Raw genomic sequence first — 16513 nt, forward strand, 5'->3', positions numbered from 1 at the left:
TCAGGCCGCGGGCTTGAGGACGTACCCCGCGCCACGCATGGTGTGGATCATCGGCGACCGGCCGGCGTCGATCTTCTTGCGCAGGTAGGAGATGTAGAGCTCGACGACGTTGGCCTGGCCGCCGAAGTCGTAGTGCCACACCCGGTCGAGGATCTGGGTCTTGGACAGGACGCGCTTGGGGTTACGCATCATGAAGCGCAGCAGCTCGAACTCCGTTGCGGTCAGCGAGATCTCGGTGCCGTCGCGCACCACCTCGTGGCTGTCCTCGTCCAGGGACAGGTCACCGACGACGAGGGTCGAGGAGGACTCCTGGGTCAGCTGGACCGACCGGCGCAGCAGCGCGCGCACCCGCGCGACGACCTCCTCCAGGCTGAAGGGCTTGGTGACGTAGTCGTCGCCGCCGGCGGTCAGCCCCGCGATGCGGTCCTCCACCGCGTCCCGGGCCGTGAGGAAGAGCACCGGCAGGGTCGGGTCGTCGTCGCGCAGCCGCCGCAGCACCTCCATACCGTCGAAGTCCGGCAGCATCATGTCGAGCACGACGGTGTCCGGCTTGAACTCCTTGGCAACCCGCACGGCGCTCGACCCGGTGCCGGCGGACTTGATGTCCCAGCCCTCGTAGCGCAGGGCCATGCTCAGCAGCTCGGTCAGGTTGGACTCGTCGTCGACAACCAGCACGCGTACGTTGCTGCCGTCGGTGTGCTTCAGAGTGGCCGCGTTCGTAGGCATGACACTCAGTAGACCGGTCCGGCCTGTACTCCGTCCAGGCCCAGCCTGTGTCTTCTCTGTGTGAGCCCTTTGCGGGACGCGGCGCCGGTCGCGCGGGTATCGTCGGTGGCGGCTTTCCGGTGGCCAGCCCCCTGCCTCGATGGTGAACACCGGTGGATCCGATTCTGGATGATCCGACGCTCCTCGCGCGGCATCCGGCAACGCAGGGACCGGACGACGCCGCGCGGACAGGACACGTCGTGATCACCACCACCGAAGCCAAGGCACTGGCACGAGAGCTCTCCGGGCAGGGCGGCATCTCGCACTCCCAGGTCCTGGAGGCGGCCGCCCACGCGGCCGGACACCGGGACTGGAACACCTTCCACGCCGCCGCGCCCGAACGTCAGGACGACCCGGTCGGGCGCCAGCGGGTGATACCTGTGCTGCGGGTCTTCGATCATCAGCTCGCCCGTGAGTTCTACTGCTCCTTCCTCGGATTCACCTGGCGCTGGGAGCACCAGTTCGAGACGGAGACCCCCGTCTACGCCGAGGTGGGACGGGAGGGGTGCATCCTGCATTTGTCCGAACACCACGGCGACGCCACGCCCGGCAGCGGGGTGATGATCACCGTCCCGGATCTGGCGGCCTACCGGGAGGGGCTGCTCGTCCAACGGCACCGCAACGCACGGCCGGGGATCAGTCGCGACGCATGGGGCCAGACGATGACGGTGCTGGACCCGTTCGACAACCGGATCGTCTTCTGGCAGCGCGCCTGAGCGAGGCGGTCCTTCCCCTCAGTCCCGGGGGAGGTGCGCGGCGATCCAGGCCAGGACGTCGGCGGTGACCTCGTCGCGGTTGGTCTCGTTGAGCAGCTCGTGCCGGGCACCGGGGTAGAGCGTGAGCGTCACGTCGCGAACGCCGGACTTCTCCAGCTGCGCCGCGACGGCCTTGACGCCGGCGCCGCCCTTGCCACCGACCGGATCGTGATCACCGGAGATGAGCAGGATCGGCAGGCCGGCCGGGATGCGCGCGACCTGGTCGTCGCGGTTGATCTGGGCGAGGGCGCCGAGCAGATCGACGTAGAACCCGGCCGTGAACACCTCGCCGCACCGAGGGTCGGCGATGTACGCGTCGACCTCGGCCGGGTCGCGCGACAGCCAGTCGAAGTCGGTGCGGTTCGGCTTGAACGCCGCGTTGTACTGACCGAAGGTCAGGGTGTTCATCACCTTGCTGGTGTGGCGGCGTCCGAGGGTCCGCGCCTCGAGCGTCGCCACCCCCTTGCCCACCGCGCCGAGGGTGCCCGGGTCGCCGGCCGTCCCGCACAGCACGAGCCCGGCGAGGTCGGTGCCGTGGACCATCGCGTACGACCGTGCGAGGAACGAGCCCATGCTGTGCCCGAAGAGCACCACCGGCAGGTGGGGGTGCTCGGACGAGGCTCGCGCGGTGACCGCGGCCAGGTCCTCCACCACCACGTTCCAGCCGTCGGAGTCGGCGAGGTAGCCGGTGTCCGCACCCCCGGAGGTGCGGCCGTGGCCGCGGTGGTCCTCGGCGTAGACGGCGTACCCCGCCGCGGTCAGCGCCTGCGCGAACCGTTCGTAGCGGCCCGAGTGCTCCGCCATGCCGTGAGCCACCTGGACGACCGCCGTGGGGTCGCCGTCGGGCAGCCATCGACGTACGTGCAGCGGTGTGTCGTCGGCGGACTGCAGGAGGAAGGTGTCGGCGCGCATGGAGACCTCGCGATCGCGGTGGGACGGGTTGGCGTCACCGTAGTGGCCGGGCGGCCCAGTGTCGCGGCCCCTCCCCGGATGCCCGTGCGAGGTCGACGGCGGCCGCAGACTGTACGCATGAGCACGCCGCCGTCGAAGACCTGCGTGTCGTGCGGGCGCCGGATCGAGTGGCGCCGGAAGTGGGAGCGCGACTGGGAGCAGGTCCGCTACTGCTCCGCCGCGTGCCGTCGTCGTGGGGTCACGCAGACCGACACGCTGCTAGAGGAGGCGATCCTGCGGCTGCTTGCGTCCGGTTCGCGCACCGCCACCATCGCACCGAGCGACGCGGCCGAGGCGGTGAGCGCTCGCGGCGACGTCGACGAGGACCTCGCGGAGCCGGCTCGGCGCGCCGCGCGACGACTCGTGGAGTCCGGCCAGGTCGTCATCGTGCAAGGGAGCCGCGTGGTCCACCCGTCCACGGCGAAGGGCCTGTTCCGCATCCGACGCGCCTGAGCCGGGCTCGTCCTCGACGGGCCCGGCTCAGTGGGGCGTTCAGCGGGTGGCGGTCACCTGACGCAGGCCGCCACGGCTCTCGGCCGCCTCGCGACGTGCCGCGTCGGACTCCTCGTCGGTGGCCAGCTCCTGGGACTTGCGCTCCGCGTGGACCCGCTCGACGTAGGCCGCCTTCTCGTGCTCGATGGTCGCCTCGTCCCATCCGAGCTCGCCGGCCATGATCGCCGCCGTCTCGTCCACGCAGTCCACACCGCGGTGCTTGGTGTCGATAGAGATGCGGGTGCGCCGGGTCAGGACGTCGGTGATGTGCTTCGCGCCCTCGTGCGTGACGGCGTACTTCAACTCCGCCCGCAGGTACTCCTCGGCACCGGAGACCGGGTCCAGCATCGAGCGGTCGTCGTCGCCGAGCGACAGCACCTCGTTCAGCTTCGATCCGTAACGACCGAGCAGGTGCTCCACGCGCCAGGTGGAGATGCCGGCCTCCTTCGCGAGCTCGCTCTTGAGGTTGATCATCGCCTTGTAGCCGTCGGCGCCGACGAGCGGCACGTGCTCGGTGACCGACGGCTTGAGCTCGCCCAGGTCCTCCGCGCACGCGTCGATCGCATCGGCCGCCATCACCCGGTACGTCGTGTACTTGCCGCCGGCGATCGAGATCAGGCCGGGCTGCGGACGTGCCACGGCGTGCTCGCGCGACAGCTGGCTGGTGTCCTCGCTCTCACCGGCGAGCAGGGGCCGCAGGCCGGAGTAGACGCCCAGGATGTCGTCGCGACTGACCGGGGTGGTGAGCACGGTGTTGACGTGCTCAAGGATGTAGTCGATGTCCTTGGACGTCGCTGCGGGGTGCGCCAGGTCGTAGACCCAGTCGGTGTCGGTGGTGCCGATGATCCACTGCTGCCCGAAGGGGATGACGAACAGCACGGACTTCTCGGTGCGCAGGATCAGCCCGACCTCGCCGGCGATGCGGTCGCGCGGCACGAGGATGTGCACGCCCTTGGACGCGCGGACGTGGAAGCGCCCCCGGCCGCCGGCCATCTTCTGCACGTCGTCGGTCCACACCCCGGTGGCGTTGACCACGACCTTCGCGCGGACCGTGACCTCATCGCCGCTCTCGACGTCGCGCACCACGGCGCCGACCACCCGGTCGGCCTCCTTGACGATCTTGACGACCTCGGTGGAGTTGCGCACCACCGCGCCGTAGTGGGCGGCCGTGCGCACCACCGTCATCGTGTGGCGGGCGTCGTCGGACTGGGCGTCGAAGTAGCGCACCGCCCCGACGAGGGCGCTCTTCTTCAAGCTGGGGAAGAGCCGCAGCGCGCTGGTGCGGGTGAGGTGCTTCTGGCGGGGCACCGACTGCTTGCCGTTGATGTTGTCGTAGAGCATCAGGCCGCTCGCGATGTACGGGCGCTCCCAGTAACGGTGCTTGATCGGGTAGAGGAACGGCACCGGGTGCACCAGGTGCGGGGCGATGGTGGTGAGCATCAGTTCGCGCTCCTTGAGCGCCTCGGCCACCAGGCTGAAGTTGAGCTGCTCCAGGTAGCGCAGACCACCGTGGAACAGCTTGCTGCTGCGCGATGACGTACCGCTCGCGAAGTCGCGCGCCTCGACCATCGCGACCTTCAGACCCCGGGTGGCGGCATCGAGTGCCGAACCGGCCCCGGTGACACCACCGCCGATGACCAGGACGTCGAACTCTGTGTCGCGCAATGCGTTCCAGGCCTGCTCGTGCTGCTGCGGCGACAGGGTCGCGCTGAAAGGTTGCATCACCATGGGAGCTCCTCATCGGGTGTCGTTCCGAGCTTAAGCCCGCCCGATGTCACCTTGGGCACCGTCCTGGATCGGTCGCGTCCTGTGCGAGCCCTGCGAGCAGGCTGGACCGAAGACGTGATCTGGATCACGGTAGAGCGGCGTACGGTACGTTGTGACGCCGCTCACACGAGCTGCTACCTGGGCCTACCGAGGAGAGTCAATGAGTCTGTGGTCGGTGTTCTTCAGTGAGGTGCTCGGCACCGCGATCCTGATCGTCTTGGGTACCGGCGTGGTCGCCAACGTCGTGCTGCCCAAGTCGGGCGGTTTCGAGGGCGGCACGCTCATGATCAACTTCGGTTGGGGCCTCGGTGTGTTCGGCGGTGTGTACGCCGCGTACAAGTCGGGCGCCCACCTCAACCCCGCCGTCACGATCGGGCTCTGGGCGAGCGGCGCCAAGACCTATGCCACGGGAGTGTCCATCACCCCCGGGTCGACGCTGGTCTACTTCGCCGGTGAGTTCCTCGGAGCCTTCCTCGGCGCGGTGGCCATGTGGGCGGCGTACAAGAAGCAGTTCGACGACCGGCTCGACGCACCGTCGCTCGGCATCTTCTCCACCGGCCCGGCCATCAAGTCGTACGCATGGAACCTGGTGACCGAGATCATCGCCACCTTCGTGCTGATCTTCTACGTCCTGGTGTCCGGGATGACCAACAAGATCAGTAGTGCTTCCGGAAGCACCACCTTCAGCGACGCGCCCGCGGGCGCGCTCGGCGTCGCCCTGATCGTGGTCGCTATCGGAGTGAGCCTCGGTGGCCCGACCGGATACGCGATCAACCCGGCCCGCGACCTCGGACCCCGGATCGCCCACTTCGTGCTGCCCATCCCGAACAAGGACTCCAGCAACTGGAGCTACGCCTGGGTGCCGATCGTCGGCCCGATCATCGGCTGCCTGCTCGCGGCGCTGGTCGCCCGGGCCTACATGTAACGAACCCCTGCGAAGGGCTCGTTGCTCTTCGATACTTCTTAGGGAGCCGACGGACCGACCCCCAGGAAGTCGCGCCTACCGCACCCATCTAGGAGATCAGCACCATGGCCAAGTACATCGCATCGATCGACCAGGGGACGACCAGCACCCGCTGCATCCTCTTCGACCACGACGGCGCCATCGCCGCACAGGCGCAGATGGAGCACGAGCAGATCTTCCCCAAGTCGGGGTGGGTCGAGCACAACCCCGAGGAGATCTGGCACAACACCCGCCAGGTCTGCGCCGACGCTCTGGTGAAACTGGACGCCGCGACCAGCGACGTCGCCGCGGTCGGCATCACCAACCAGCGCGAGACCGCGGTCGTCTGGGACAAGACCACCGGCAAGTCGATCTACAACGCCATCGTCTGGCAGGACACCCGCACCCAGCGCATCTGCGACGAGCTCGCCGGTGACAAGGGCGCGGACATCTACAAGGACAAGGTCGGGCTGCCGCTCGCGACGTACTTCTCCGGCCCCAAGGTGCGCTGGATCCTGGACAACGTCGACGGCGCCCGCGAGAAGGCCGAGGCCGGCGACCTGCTCTTCGGCAACATGGACACCTGGGTGCTGTGGAACCTCACCGGCGGCACCGACGGCGGCAAGCACTACACCGACGTCACGAACGCCTCGCGCACCCTGATGATGGACCTGGACACGCTCCAGTGGGACGACGACATCGTCAAGGACATGGGCATCCCCAAGTCGATGCTCCCGGAGATCCACTCCAGCTCCGAGGAGTACGGCAAGGTCCGCGAGCGCGGCCCGCTGGCCGGGGTGCCGATCGCCGGCATCCTCGGCGACCAGCAGGCGGCGACGTTCGGGCAGGTGTGCTTCGAGGTCGGCACCGCGAAGAACACCTACGGCACCGGCAACTTCGTTCTCCTCAACACCGGTGAGGAGAAGGTCATGTCCAAGAACGGCCTTCTCACTACCGTCTGCTACAAGATCGGCGACAAGAAGCCGATCTACGCGCTCGAGGGCTCGGTCGCCGTGACCGGCTCCCTGGTGCAGTGGCTGCGCGACAACCTGAAGATGATCGACTCCGCGCCGCAGGTCGAGGACTACGCCAAGGAGGTCGACGACAACGGCGACGTCTACATCGTGCCGGCGTTCTCGGGCCTCTTCGCGCCGCACTGGCGCCCGGATGCGCGTGGCGTCATCGTCGGTCTCACCCGGTTCAACAACCGCAGCCACATCTGCCGCGCCGCGCTGGAGGCGACCGCGTTCCAGTCACGTGAGGTCGTCGACGCGATGAACGCCGACTCCGGTGTCGCTCTCACCGAGCTGAAGGTCGACGGCGGCATGGTCGTCAACGAGACCCTCATGCAGTTCCAGGCCGACATCCTCGGAGTGCCGGTCATCCGTCCGGTCGTCAGCGAGACGACGGCGCTCGGTGCGGCGTACGCCGCGGGGCTCGCCGTCGGGTTCTGGAAGGACGAGGGCGAGCTGCGCAAGCAGTGGGCCGAGGACAAGCGCTGGGAGCCCAAGATGGACAAGGACAAGGTCAAGTGGCTCTACTCCAAGTGGAACAAGGCCGTGCAGCGCACCCTGGACTGGACCGACAAGGACCCGTCCGAGTTGTACTGACCTGAGCTCAGCTCAGCTGAAGGGCCCGTGGCGTACGCGCCGCGGGCCCTTCGCCGTACCCTCGGGCACGTGTTCGTCCTGATCCTCGGTGGCACCGCCGAGGCACGCGACCTGGCCGACCGATTGCACGACGCCGGCGTGCCGTTCGTCTCCTCCCTCGCCGGTCGGGTCGCCCGGCCGCGGCTGCCCGTCGGGCAGGTGCGGATCGGCGGCTTCGGCGGTGCGGCCGGCCTGGCGGCGTACCTGCGCTCCTCCGAGGTCACCCATCTGGTCGACGCCACCCATCCGTTCGCCGCGACGATGACGCAACACGCGGCGCAGGCGTCTGCGGACGTCGGCATCCCGTCGATCCGCCTCGCCCGCCCCGGCTGGTCCGGTCGGCCCGACGCTGCCGGATGGCACTGGTGCGTCTCACTGTCCGAGCTGTGTGACGTCGCCGGGGAGATCGGCGCGCGGCCGTTCGTGACCAGCGGGCGGCAGACGCTTCCAGCGTTCAGGACGTGGAGCGATCGTAACGTGCTGGTGCGCGTCGTCGAGCCCGTGCAGGAGCCGCTTCCGCCGCGGTGGACCGTCGTGCAGGACCGCGGGCCGTACGATATCGACGGTGAGCTCGCGCTGCTGCGGGACCACCGGATCGACGTGCTGGTGACGAAGGACTCCGGCGGCGCCTACACGAGCGCCAAGCTCGATGCCGCGGCCAGGCTGGGGGTCCCGGTCGTCGTGCTGTCCCGGCCGGACGCACCCGCCGGGTTGCGCGAGGTCAGCTCCGTCGACGCATGCGTCGCCGCGCTGCTCGGGTGACGAGACGCCCGCCGACGACGAGTGCCAGGGCGATGGCGGCGGTGCGATGGTGCAGCCGGGCCGCGGCGTCGATGTCCTCGACGTCGACGTCGGGTCCGTCGCCCAGCGTGCCGCGGTCGTCGGTGACGCCGCGGTAGGTGTTGCGGCCTCCCAGGCGACGACCGAGCGCTGCCGCGAACGCCGCCTCGACCGGACCGGCGTTGGGGCTCGGGTGGGCAGGCGCGTCACGGCGTACGACGTGAAGCACCCGACGCGCCGCCGCGGGGGACCCGGTGGCCAGGGCGATCGACAGCACGGTCAGCCGCGCGGGCACCCAGTTCGCCACATCGTCCAGTCGTGCTGCGGCCCAACCGAACTCGCGGTAGCGCACGGAACGGTGCCCGATCATCGCGTCCAGCGTGTTGACCGCGCGGTAGCCGATCAGGCCGGGGACGCCAGCGATCGCTCCCCAGAAGAGCGGGCTCACCACGGCGTCGGCGCCGTTCTCGGCGACCGATTCGATGCAGGCGCGGGCGAGCTCAGCGGGTGACAGTTGCGAACTGTCCCGCCCGACGAGATGCCGGATCCGCACCCTTGCCCCGGCGAGGTCGTCGCGCGCCAGCAGGTCGTGCATCGCGGCCGCCTCACGAAGGAGGGAGCGTCCGCCCAGCACCGTCCAGGTGGCCAGGGCGACGACCGGCACCTGCGGGCGCACGCGAGCGGCGGCGCCGCCGAGGACGACGACCCCACCGACCAGCACGGCCTCGTGCAGGACGCCGCGGGAGCGGTGAGGCGCGTAGGTGCGCTGCTCCAGCGCCGCGGCCGCATTGCCGAAGCCGGCGACGGGGTGGCCGCGGCGGGGATCGCCGAAGGCCAGGTCGGCGGCGTACCCGACGAGGAGACCCGCGGCGATGGGGTCGGGTCTCACGGTGCCTTCACCGTCAGCACCTGCCCGGCCACGACGAGCTGCACCGCGTCGCAGGCGTCGGCGACGCGCTGATTGGTGAGGCCCAGCAGATCGGCGAACACCCGGGCCGAGCGGTGCTCGGGGACGAGCGTGAGGCCGACCTCGTCCGAGACGATCACGAGGTCGTGGGCGCAGTCGCAGACGGCGGTCGCGAGGTCGTCGATCAGCGTCAGCGCCGCGGGTTCCCAGTCCTCACGCGGCGCGTCCCAGGCCTGCAGTCGGTCCAGGTGGACGGTGAGCCACGTGCCGAGCCCGTCGACCAGTGCGGGCCGGGTGAGGTCGGCGAACACGGCTGGAAGATCGACGGATTCGACCGTCGACCAGTGCGCGGGACGACGCTCGCGGTGGGCGTGCACCCGGTGGGCCCAGTCGTCGTCCAGCTCGGGGCCGGGGCCGGTCGCGACGTACGTGACGGCCGGTACGCCGGCGAGCGTGCGTTCGGCGGCCGCGGACTTACCCGAACGGATGCCGCCGAGGATCAGGGTCTTCACGCGCCACCCCGGGTGGACAGGACGAGCAGGCTCACGGCGAGGGCGATCTCGACCCCGGCACCCATCACGTCTCCGGTGACGCCGCCGAGCACCGTGCGGCAGCGGATCGCGAGCACCGACACCGCGACGAATCCGAGGGCGACGGCGACCGGGGCGAGCACGACGTGCCCGGCGACGAGGCCGGCCGCGGCGGCGACCGCGAGGGTCACCAGCACCGTGACCGCGAGGGCGGGGACGGGCACGTTGTCGGCCACCACGACACCGAGGCCGTCGGAGCGGGCGGGCGGCAGGCCGCGTACGGCGACCAGCGTGCACGCGGCCCGGGACGCGAGCACGGCGACGCCGACGAGCAGCCACCCCCAGGAGTCGTGGGCAACGGCGGCGATGGCGGCGGCGTCGAGCAGCAGGACGACCACGAGCACGCCGACCGCCACGGGGCCCGTGTCGCCCTTGCGCATGACCTCCAGGGCGCGTTCGCGGCTCCACCCCGCGGCGAGGCCGTCGGCGGTGTCCGCGAGGCCGTCCCAGTGCATGGCGCGGGTGCCCCAGCCGAGCGCCGCGCAGACGACGATGCCGACCACCAGTGCCGGTAGGTGCACCATCGGTCCGACCCAGGCCAGCAGCCCGGCGAGCACCGCGACGGGCAGCGCACCCACGGGTGCCAGCACCATCGCCCAGCGTGCACTGGTGCGGTCCACCTCGGGCAGCGTGCCCACGGGGACGATGGACAGGGTGCCGACGGCGAGGCGCAGGCCGATCAGCAGCTGCCTCACGACGTGCCGGTGTCCTGGGGGCGCAGCGCGGCGACCGAGTGACCGATCACCGTGACGGCGGGCGGCCGGATGTCCGCTTCGTCGCCGATCCGGGCGATGTCGCGCAGCGGTCCGCGGGCGACCCGCTGACTCGGCAGGCCGGCGTCCGCGACCGATGCCGCGGGCGTCTCCGGGTCGAGGCCGTGCGCGACGAGTGCGTCGGCGATGCTCGCGAGCGTCTTGACTCCCATCAGGACGACGACCGTCATCCGCGTCTCGGCGACCGCCCGCCAGTCGACGGTGCTGCGCGGGTCGTCGGGGGCGACGTGTCCGGAGACGACCACGAAACCCTGGATGACGTCGCGGTGGGTGAGGGGGATCCCGGCGAGCGCAGGTGCGGCGATAGACGAAGTGACACCAGGGATCACTGTGACCGAAACGCCCGCGTCGACGCACGCGTTCCATTCCTCGCCGCCGCGGCCGAAGACGAAGCTGTCGCCGCCCTTGAACCGCACGACGTTGCGCCCAGCCTGCGCCTGCTCGACGAGGATCTCGTTGATCCGCTCCTGAGGCGTGAAGGCACCCGAGGGGATCTTGCCGACGTGGATGATCTCCGGCCGGGGATCCAGCTCGTCGAGCACTCCGAGCGGCGCCAGTCGGTCGCAGACCACGACGTCGGCTTCGCGCAGTGCCTGCATCCCGGCGAGCGTGAGCAGGCCGCGGTCGCCCGGGCCGCCGCCGACCAGCACCACCCGTCCACCGGTACTGGGCCGTGGCGGCTCCTGCGCCTCGAGCGCCGGGTCGCGCAACACGACGTCGTACGCCGTGAGATCGGGTGCAGCCACCACCGTGACGAGGCGGCGCGCGGCCAGGTCGCGCACCACCGGGTGCGTCCCGGACTCCTGTACGTCGACGACGGCTCCACCGTCGAGCAGGGTGTGCACGATCTCGGCCACGCGCGGCCCGGGGTCGCGCACCAGCACGCGAGCGCCGGTGCCGGGGATGTCGAGCCTCATCGGGCGAGCTCGGGTGCGGGCGCGGCGGTGTGGGCGAGGACGTCGTCGAGCGCGGCGAGGAAGGCATCCGACGTGGTGGTGTCACGCACGGCGATACGGATCCAGGCGGCGTTCAAGCCTGGGAAGGTGTCGCCGCGACGGACGGCGAAGCCGTTGTCGCGCAGCGCTTCCCGCGCCCCCGGGGGCCCTTCGACGAGCACGAATGGGGCCACTCCGTCGACCGGCCGCAGCCCCCGTGCCTGCAGGCCGCGGACGAGGTACGCCCGGTCGCTGGTCGCCCTTCGGGCGAGGTCGTCGGCCTGCTCGAGCGCGGACCGGGTCGCGGTCGCGGACATCACGACCGCCGCGGGCGTCGACACCGACCACGGCGGCTGGTGCTGCGCCAGGAGCGCGATGAGGTCGGGGTCGCCGACGACGTAGCCGGCGCGCAGTCCGGCCAACCCCCAGGTCTTGGTGAGTGAGCGCAGCACCAGGAGGCCGGGCATCTGCGCGCTGATCAGCGAATCGAGCTCTCCCGGCACGGCATCGATGAATGCTTCGTCGACGACGACGGTGCGACCGGGGCCCAGCAGGGACTCGAGGGAGGCGCGCGGGTGCAGAACGCTGGTCGGGTTGGTGGGGTTGCCGAGCATGACGAGGTCGGCGTTCGGGTCGATGAGAGCAGGGTCGAGGACGAAGCCGGTGTCGCCGTGCAGGAGGTGCCGCTCCGGCACCCGGCCGACGCGGCGCAGCGCCGCCTCGGGCTCGGTGAACTGCGGGTGCACCACGAGCGGGTGCCTTCCGGGCACGGCGCGGGCGATGAGGGTGAAGGCCTCGGCGGCGCCGCTGGTCGGCAGCACCATCGTCCCGGGCACACCGTGGCGACGAGCGATCGCCGTACGCGCTTGCGAGACATCGGGATACGCGGCCAAGCGGGTGGTGCAGGCAGCGATCCGGTCGCTGAGCCAGACCGGCGGGACGGGCACCCGCACGTTGACGGCGAGGTCGACAAGGGTGCGTCCGGTGCCGCGGAGCTCGGCATCGCCGTGGTGGTCCAGCGGGTCGACGTTGTCTGCGGTGGTCGCGGGGTGCGCTGCCACCGGCGCGTGGTCGTCCGAGGGACGTACACCCGTGGTCACGGGCTGGTATGCGTGCACCGCGTCGGCGAACGACGTCGCGAGAGATGGATTCCCGGCCCAGTGCACGTGCAGGTACGACGCGTGCACGGTCGGACGCCCGATGCCGGCCGGGTCGAGCGCGAACCCGACCGGTGCACCGTCGACCAGCCAGGCGCCGGGCCCGGCGGTCGGGGGAGACGTGCGGGTGCGGTGGAACTCGTGGGCGTGCACCGCCGTGCCGGCGGCGCCGAGCATCCCGTCGACCGGGAGGACCGCGGTGCGGTATCCGAGGGTCAGGCGCGGATGCATCGCAGCAGCCGCGGGCAGGGCGCCGACCATCGGGTGGTCGTCGAGTGCCTCTGCGAGATAGAGCAGCCCGGCACACTCGGCGACGGTCGGCATCCCGGACGCGACGGCGGCGCGCAGCTCGGCTAGGAGGGGCGTGTTGCGCGCCAGCGCGGGCGCGTGCGCCTCGGGGAAACCGCCGCCGAGGTAGAGGCCGCTGGTGCCCTGCGGCAGGGACGTGTCGGTCGCCGGGTCGAAGACGACCGGCTCGCACCCGGCGGCGCGCAGCAGCTCGTCGGTCTCGGCGTAGCGGAAGGTGAAGGCCTGCCCACCGGCTACGGCCACGACGCGCGGCGGCGTGGTGCGGTGGACGACCGGCGGGGTCCAGGGCTCGTCGGCCAGGTCCGGCGCGGTGCGCGCGAGATCCAGGACGGCGTCGAGGTCGAGGTGCTCGGCGATCTGGCCGGCGAGCCGGTCGAGTCCGGCCGCGGCCTCGTCGCGCTCGGCGGCGGGGACGAGTCCGAGGTGGCGGGACGGCACGCTGACGCCCGCGTCGCGGGGCAGGACTCCCAGGACAGGCAGGCCGGTGGCCTCGACGGCGCGGCGTACCTCAGCAGCGTGCCGGGCGCTGCCGGCCTTGTTGAGCACGACGCCTGCGACGCGCACCGACGGGTCGTAGCTGGCAAGTCCGTGCACGCTCGCGGCGATGGTGCGGGCCGCCGAGGAGATGTCGATGACCAGCAGCACCGGTGAATCGGTCAGCGTGGCGACGTGGGCGGTCGAGGCGAAGCCGTCGGTGCCCATCTGCCCGTCGTACAGGCCCATGACGCCCTCGATGACCGACAGGTCCGCGGTGTACGGCGTGCGTGCGCCGTGCAGCAGCAGCGGCGCGATCTGCTCCGGCGAGGTCAGCCACGGGTCGAGGTTGCGGCCGGGGCGACCGGTCGCGAGCGCGTGATAGCCGGGGTCGATGTAGTCGGGGCCGACCTTGGCCGGTGCGACCGCGAGTCCGCGGCGGCGCAGCGCGGCCATGATGCCGACGGCCACCGTGGTCTTGCCCTGACCCGAGGCGGCGGCGGCGATCACGACGCGGGGCAGCCGGGTCACCACTCGATGCCCTTCTGGCCCTTCTGGCCCTTGTCGAAGGGGTGCGCGATCTTGGTCATCTCGGTCGCCACGTCGGCGATCTCCAGCAGGCGGGGGTCGGGGTTGCGACCGGTGATGACCACATGCTGGTGGCCGGGGCGGTCGCGCAGCGTGCTCACGACGTCGTCGACGTCGACCCAGCCCCACTTCATGACGTAGGTGAACTCGTCGAGGATGTAGAGCGTGTGGGTCTGCTCGGCGAGGCGCCGCTTGATCTCGACCCATCCCTCGCGGGCGGCGTCGGCGTGCTCCTGCTCGCTGCCGGCCTTGCGGGACCACGACCAGCCCGAGCCCATCTTGTGCCACTCGATCGGGCCGCCCTGGCCCGTCTCGCGGTGTACGACGTCGAGCGCTTCGAGGGCGCTCTGCTCGCCGATGCGCCACTTGGCGGACTTCACGAACTGGAAGACACCGATCGACCAGCCCTGGTTCCAGCCGCGCAGCGCGAGCCCGAACGCGGCCGTGGACTTGCCCTTGCCGTCGCCGCCGTGCACGACGACCAAGGGGGAGTTGCGCCGTGCGCGGGTGGTGAGTCCGTCCGCCGCGGCGACGGGGGTCTGTCCCTTCGGCATCAGGCCACACTCCTCTCGCGGATGGCGCTGACCAGGCTGTCGGCGGCGAATTCTGCCAGCGTCACGTGCTCGGCGCCCATCCGCTCGGCGAGGTCGGCGGCCAGGCCCATCCGGAACCGGCCGGTCTCGGCGTCGACGACCACGGCGTCCACCCCGGTGCTCGGCCAGCGGTCGGCGACCCAGCGGGCGCGCTCGAGGGCGTCCGGCCCGGAGGTCGCGCGGCCGTCGGTGACCAGGACGAGCAGCACTCGCCGGTGTGGGTCGCGGATGCGCTCGACCTCCAGGGCGCGGGCGGCGGTCAGCAGTCCCTCGGCGAGCGGCGTACGGCCGCCGTGCGGCAGGTCGGTCAGGCAGGCCGCGGCCGCTTCGACCGAGTGCGTCGGGGGCAGCGCCAGGTCGGCCTCGGCGCCGCGGAAGGTGACCACTCCGACCCGGTCGCGGCGCTGGTAGGCGTCGGTCAGGAGGCTGATGACGGCGGTCTTGACCTCTCGCATCCGTTCGCGCGCACCCATCGATCCGGAGGCGTCGACGGCGATGAGGACGAGGTTGGACTCGCGGCCCTGGGTCACCTTGTGGCGCAGGTCCTCACCGGCGACGTGCAGTCGCCCGGCGCCCGCCCGACCCGCGCCGCGCAGTGCGGCCGCCCGGATGGTGGCTGGCAGGTGCACCGCGCCGCTGCCGTCGCGCTCGGAGCCGATCGTCGCGCCCCAGTTGGTGATCGCCCGGCTGCGCCGGCCGGCCTCTCCGCGGCCCACACCGCGCACGGTGAACGACCGCACCCGGTAGGGCTCCTCGGCCTGCGCGACCTGCGGGGCCGCGCTCGGCGCCTCGGGCGCCGCTGTGTCGAGCTCCTGCTCCTGGTCGGAGCGGTCGGCCTCGCCACCGTCCTGGTGCGGGGTCGGCGGGGCGGCGTCTTGCCCGGAATCGCCGCTGTCGGAGGACGACGAGTCACCACCGGACGGGGAATCCTCGCGGTCAGTCTCGCCGCCGTCGTTCTGCGAATCAGGCTGCGGCTGCTGCGGATCCGGGTCGTCGTTCGTGTCGTCGGGTGTGGGATCCGGCTCGTCGTCATCACCGAGCAGTCGGTCGAGCAGGTCCTCGTCCAGGCCTGGCGCGTCGAACGGCTTGCGCCGGCGACGGTGCGGCAGGGCCAGCTTCGCGGCGACCCGGATGTCCTCGCGGGCGACACTGTCGCGGTCCTGCCACGCTGCGTGCGCCCGGGCCGCGCGCGCCGTCACGATGTCCGCGCGCATCCCGTCGACGTCGAACCCGGCGCAGACGGTCGCGATCTTGCCCAGCGCCCAGTCCGACAGCTCCACGTCGGCCACCCGCTGCTGCGCGGCGGCCAGCCGCGCGCCGAGCGTGGCCTGCGCGTCGGCGTACGTCGTGGCGAAGCCCTCGGGGTCGGCGTCGTAGGCCAGTCGGCGACGGACGATCTCCACGCGCTCCTGCGGCACCCGGGACGCGGTGATCTCGACGGACAGACCGAAGCGGTCGAGCAGCTGAGGTCGCAGCTCACCTTCCTCGGGGTTCATGGTGCCGACGAGCATGATGCGCGCGGCGTGGGTCACGGACACGCCGTCGCGCTCCACGGTGTTGCGGCCCATCGCGGCGGCGTCGAGCAGGAGGTCGACCAGGTGGTCCTGCAGCAGGTTGACCTCATCGACGTAGAGCAGGCCGCGGTGCGCGTCGGCGAGCAGGCCCGGCTCGAACGCGGTCTGCCCCGATCCGAGCGCGCGGCTGAGGTCGAGCGATCCGGTGACCCGGTCGTCGCTGGCGCCGATCGGCAGCTCGACCAGCCGGGCCGGCCGTTGCACGGCGTCCTCGCCGGGTGTGTGCGGGCCGTCGGGGCACTGCGGGTCGGGCTCGCTCGGGTCGCAGCCGAACCGGCATCCGTCGACGACGTCCTGCTCGGGCAGGACCGCCGCGAGCGAGCGCACCATCGTCGACTTCGCGGTGCCCTTCTCGCCGCGGACGAGCACGCCGCCGACATCGGGGGCGACGGTCGTCAGGACCAGCGCGATGGCCATCTCGTCGGCACCGACGATGGCGGAGAACGGGAACTGCGGCACGGAATCCACGGGCCCTTCTGACGAGTGACCACGCTCGCCGGTCGAGTGGCCC

General features: G+C 71.4%; 15 protein-coding genes. 5 read left to right on the plus strand and 10 right to left on the minus strand.

Annotation, left to right across the window (positions count from 1 at the left end; all coding sequences use genetic code 11):
* Positions 1-726: a response regulator transcription factor gene (locus tag HNR15_RS01260; protein WP_279538801.1), complete on the minus strand. Its 726-nt coding sequence runs from the start codon at positions 724-726 to the stop codon at positions 1-3.
* A gap of 152 nt (positions 727-878) precedes the next feature.
* Here HNR15_RS01260 and HNR15_RS01265 point away from each other — a divergent pair, with 152 nt between their 5' ends.
* Positions 879-1481, plus strand: a complete 603-nt coding sequence (locus HNR15_RS01265; RefSeq protein ID WP_179478463.1) for a glyoxalase superfamily protein — start codon at positions 879-881, stop codon at positions 1479-1481.
* 18 nt (positions 1482-1499) lie between these two features.
* Here the strand turns inward: HNR15_RS01265 and HNR15_RS01270 are convergent, their stop codons facing one another.
* Complete coding sequence (locus HNR15_RS01270) at positions 1500-2432, minus strand: alpha/beta hydrolase (protein WP_179478464.1); 933 nt, start codon at positions 2430-2432, stop codon at positions 1500-1502.
* A gap of 117 nt (positions 2433-2549) precedes the next feature.
* Between HNR15_RS01270 and HNR15_RS01275 the strand changes: the two genes are divergently transcribed.
* A complete protein-coding gene (locus tag HNR15_RS01275) occupies positions 2550-2924 on the plus strand; it encodes a DUF2256 and DUF3253 domain-containing protein (protein ID WP_179478465.1) in 375 nt (124 codons plus the stop codon).
* Positions 2925-2963: 39 nt separating this feature from the next.
* Here the strand turns inward: HNR15_RS01275 and HNR15_RS01280 are convergent, their stop codons facing one another.
* A complete protein-coding gene (locus HNR15_RS01280) occupies positions 2964-4691 on the minus strand; it encodes a glycerol-3-phosphate dehydrogenase/oxidase (RefSeq protein ID WP_179478466.1) in 1728 nt (575 codons plus the stop codon).
* 199 nt (positions 4692-4890) lie between these two features.
* On the opposite strand from HNR15_RS01280, the gene HNR15_RS01285 reads away from it, so the two are divergent.
* The 3 genes from HNR15_RS01285 to HNR15_RS01295 all read left to right on the plus strand — a co-directional run bounded on the left by HNR15_RS01285 (position 4891) and on the right by HNR15_RS01295 (position 8084).
* On the plus strand, positions 4891-5655 hold the full coding sequence (locus tag HNR15_RS01285) for an MIP/aquaporin family protein (RefSeq protein ID WP_179478467.1): 765 nt from the start codon (positions 4891-4893) through the stop codon (positions 5653-5655).
* 104 nt (positions 5656-5759) lie between these two features.
* Positions 5760-7283, plus strand: a complete 1524-nt coding sequence (gene glpK, locus HNR15_RS01290; protein ID WP_179478468.1) for a glycerol kinase GlpK — start codon at positions 5760-5762, stop codon at positions 7281-7283.
* A gap of 69 nt (positions 7284-7352) precedes the next feature.
* Positions 7353-8084, plus strand: coding sequence for a cobalt-precorrin-6A reductase (locus HNR15_RS01295; protein WP_179478469.1), 732 nt, complete (start codon positions 7353-7355; stop codon positions 8082-8084).
* Here the strand turns inward: HNR15_RS01295 and cbiB are convergent.
* From cbiB to HNR15_RS01325, 7 genes are read right to left on the minus strand one after another with little or no spacing between them, the layout of a single operon-like run.
* The gene (gene cbiB, locus HNR15_RS01300; protein ID WP_179478471.1) at positions 8044-8991 is read right to left on the minus strand and encodes an adenosylcobinamide-phosphate synthase CbiB; all 948 of its coding nucleotides are present in this window, start codon (positions 8989-8991) and stop codon (positions 8044-8046) included. The genes HNR15_RS01295 and cbiB overlap by 41 nt on opposite strands.
* On the minus strand, positions 8988-9521 hold the full coding sequence (locus HNR15_RS01305) for a bifunctional adenosylcobinamide kinase/adenosylcobinamide-phosphate guanylyltransferase (protein ID WP_179478473.1): 534 nt from the start codon (positions 9519-9521) through the stop codon (positions 8988-8990). The genes cbiB and HNR15_RS01305 overlap by 4 nt, the downstream gene beginning before the upstream one ends.
* Positions 9518-10294, minus strand: a complete 777-nt coding sequence (locus HNR15_RS01310) for an adenosylcobinamide-GDP ribazoletransferase (protein WP_343048358.1) — start codon at positions 10292-10294, stop codon at positions 9518-9520. The genes HNR15_RS01305 and HNR15_RS01310 overlap by 4 nt, the downstream gene beginning before the upstream one ends.
* Complete coding sequence (cobA, locus tag HNR15_RS01315; protein ID WP_179478475.1) at positions 10291-11289, minus strand: uroporphyrinogen-III C-methyltransferase; 999 nt, start codon at positions 11287-11289, stop codon at positions 10291-10293. The genes HNR15_RS01310 and cobA overlap by 4 nt, the downstream gene beginning before the upstream one ends.
* Positions 11286-13778, minus strand: coding sequence for a bifunctional hydrogenobyrinic acid a,c-diamide synthase/histidinol phosphate aminotransferase CobBC (gene cobBC, locus HNR15_RS01320; protein WP_343048359.1), 2493 nt, complete (start codon positions 13776-13778; stop codon positions 11286-11288). Before cobBC ends, cobA begins: the two co-directional genes overlap by 4 nt.
* Positions 13775-14389 carry a cob(I)yrinic acid a,c-diamide adenosyltransferase gene (gene cobO / locus HNR15_RS17865; protein WP_218883503.1) on the minus strand — a complete coding sequence of 205 codons (615 nt, stop codon included), beginning with the start codon at positions 14387-14389 and terminating at the stop codon, positions 13775-13777. The genes cobBC and cobO overlap by 4 nt, the downstream gene beginning before the upstream one ends.
* Positions 14389-16470, minus strand: coding sequence for a VWA domain-containing protein (locus HNR15_RS01325; RefSeq protein WP_343048361.1), 2082 nt, complete (start codon positions 16468-16470; stop codon positions 14389-14391). The genes cobO and HNR15_RS01325 overlap by 1 nt, the downstream gene beginning before the upstream one ends.
* Positions 16471-16513: the final 43 nt, after the last annotated feature.

This window comes from Allobranchiibius huperziae (assembly GCF_013410455.1).
GTDB classification, from domain to species: Bacteria; Actinomycetota; Actinomycetes; order Actinomycetales; family Dermatophilaceae; genus Allobranchiibius; species Allobranchiibius huperziae.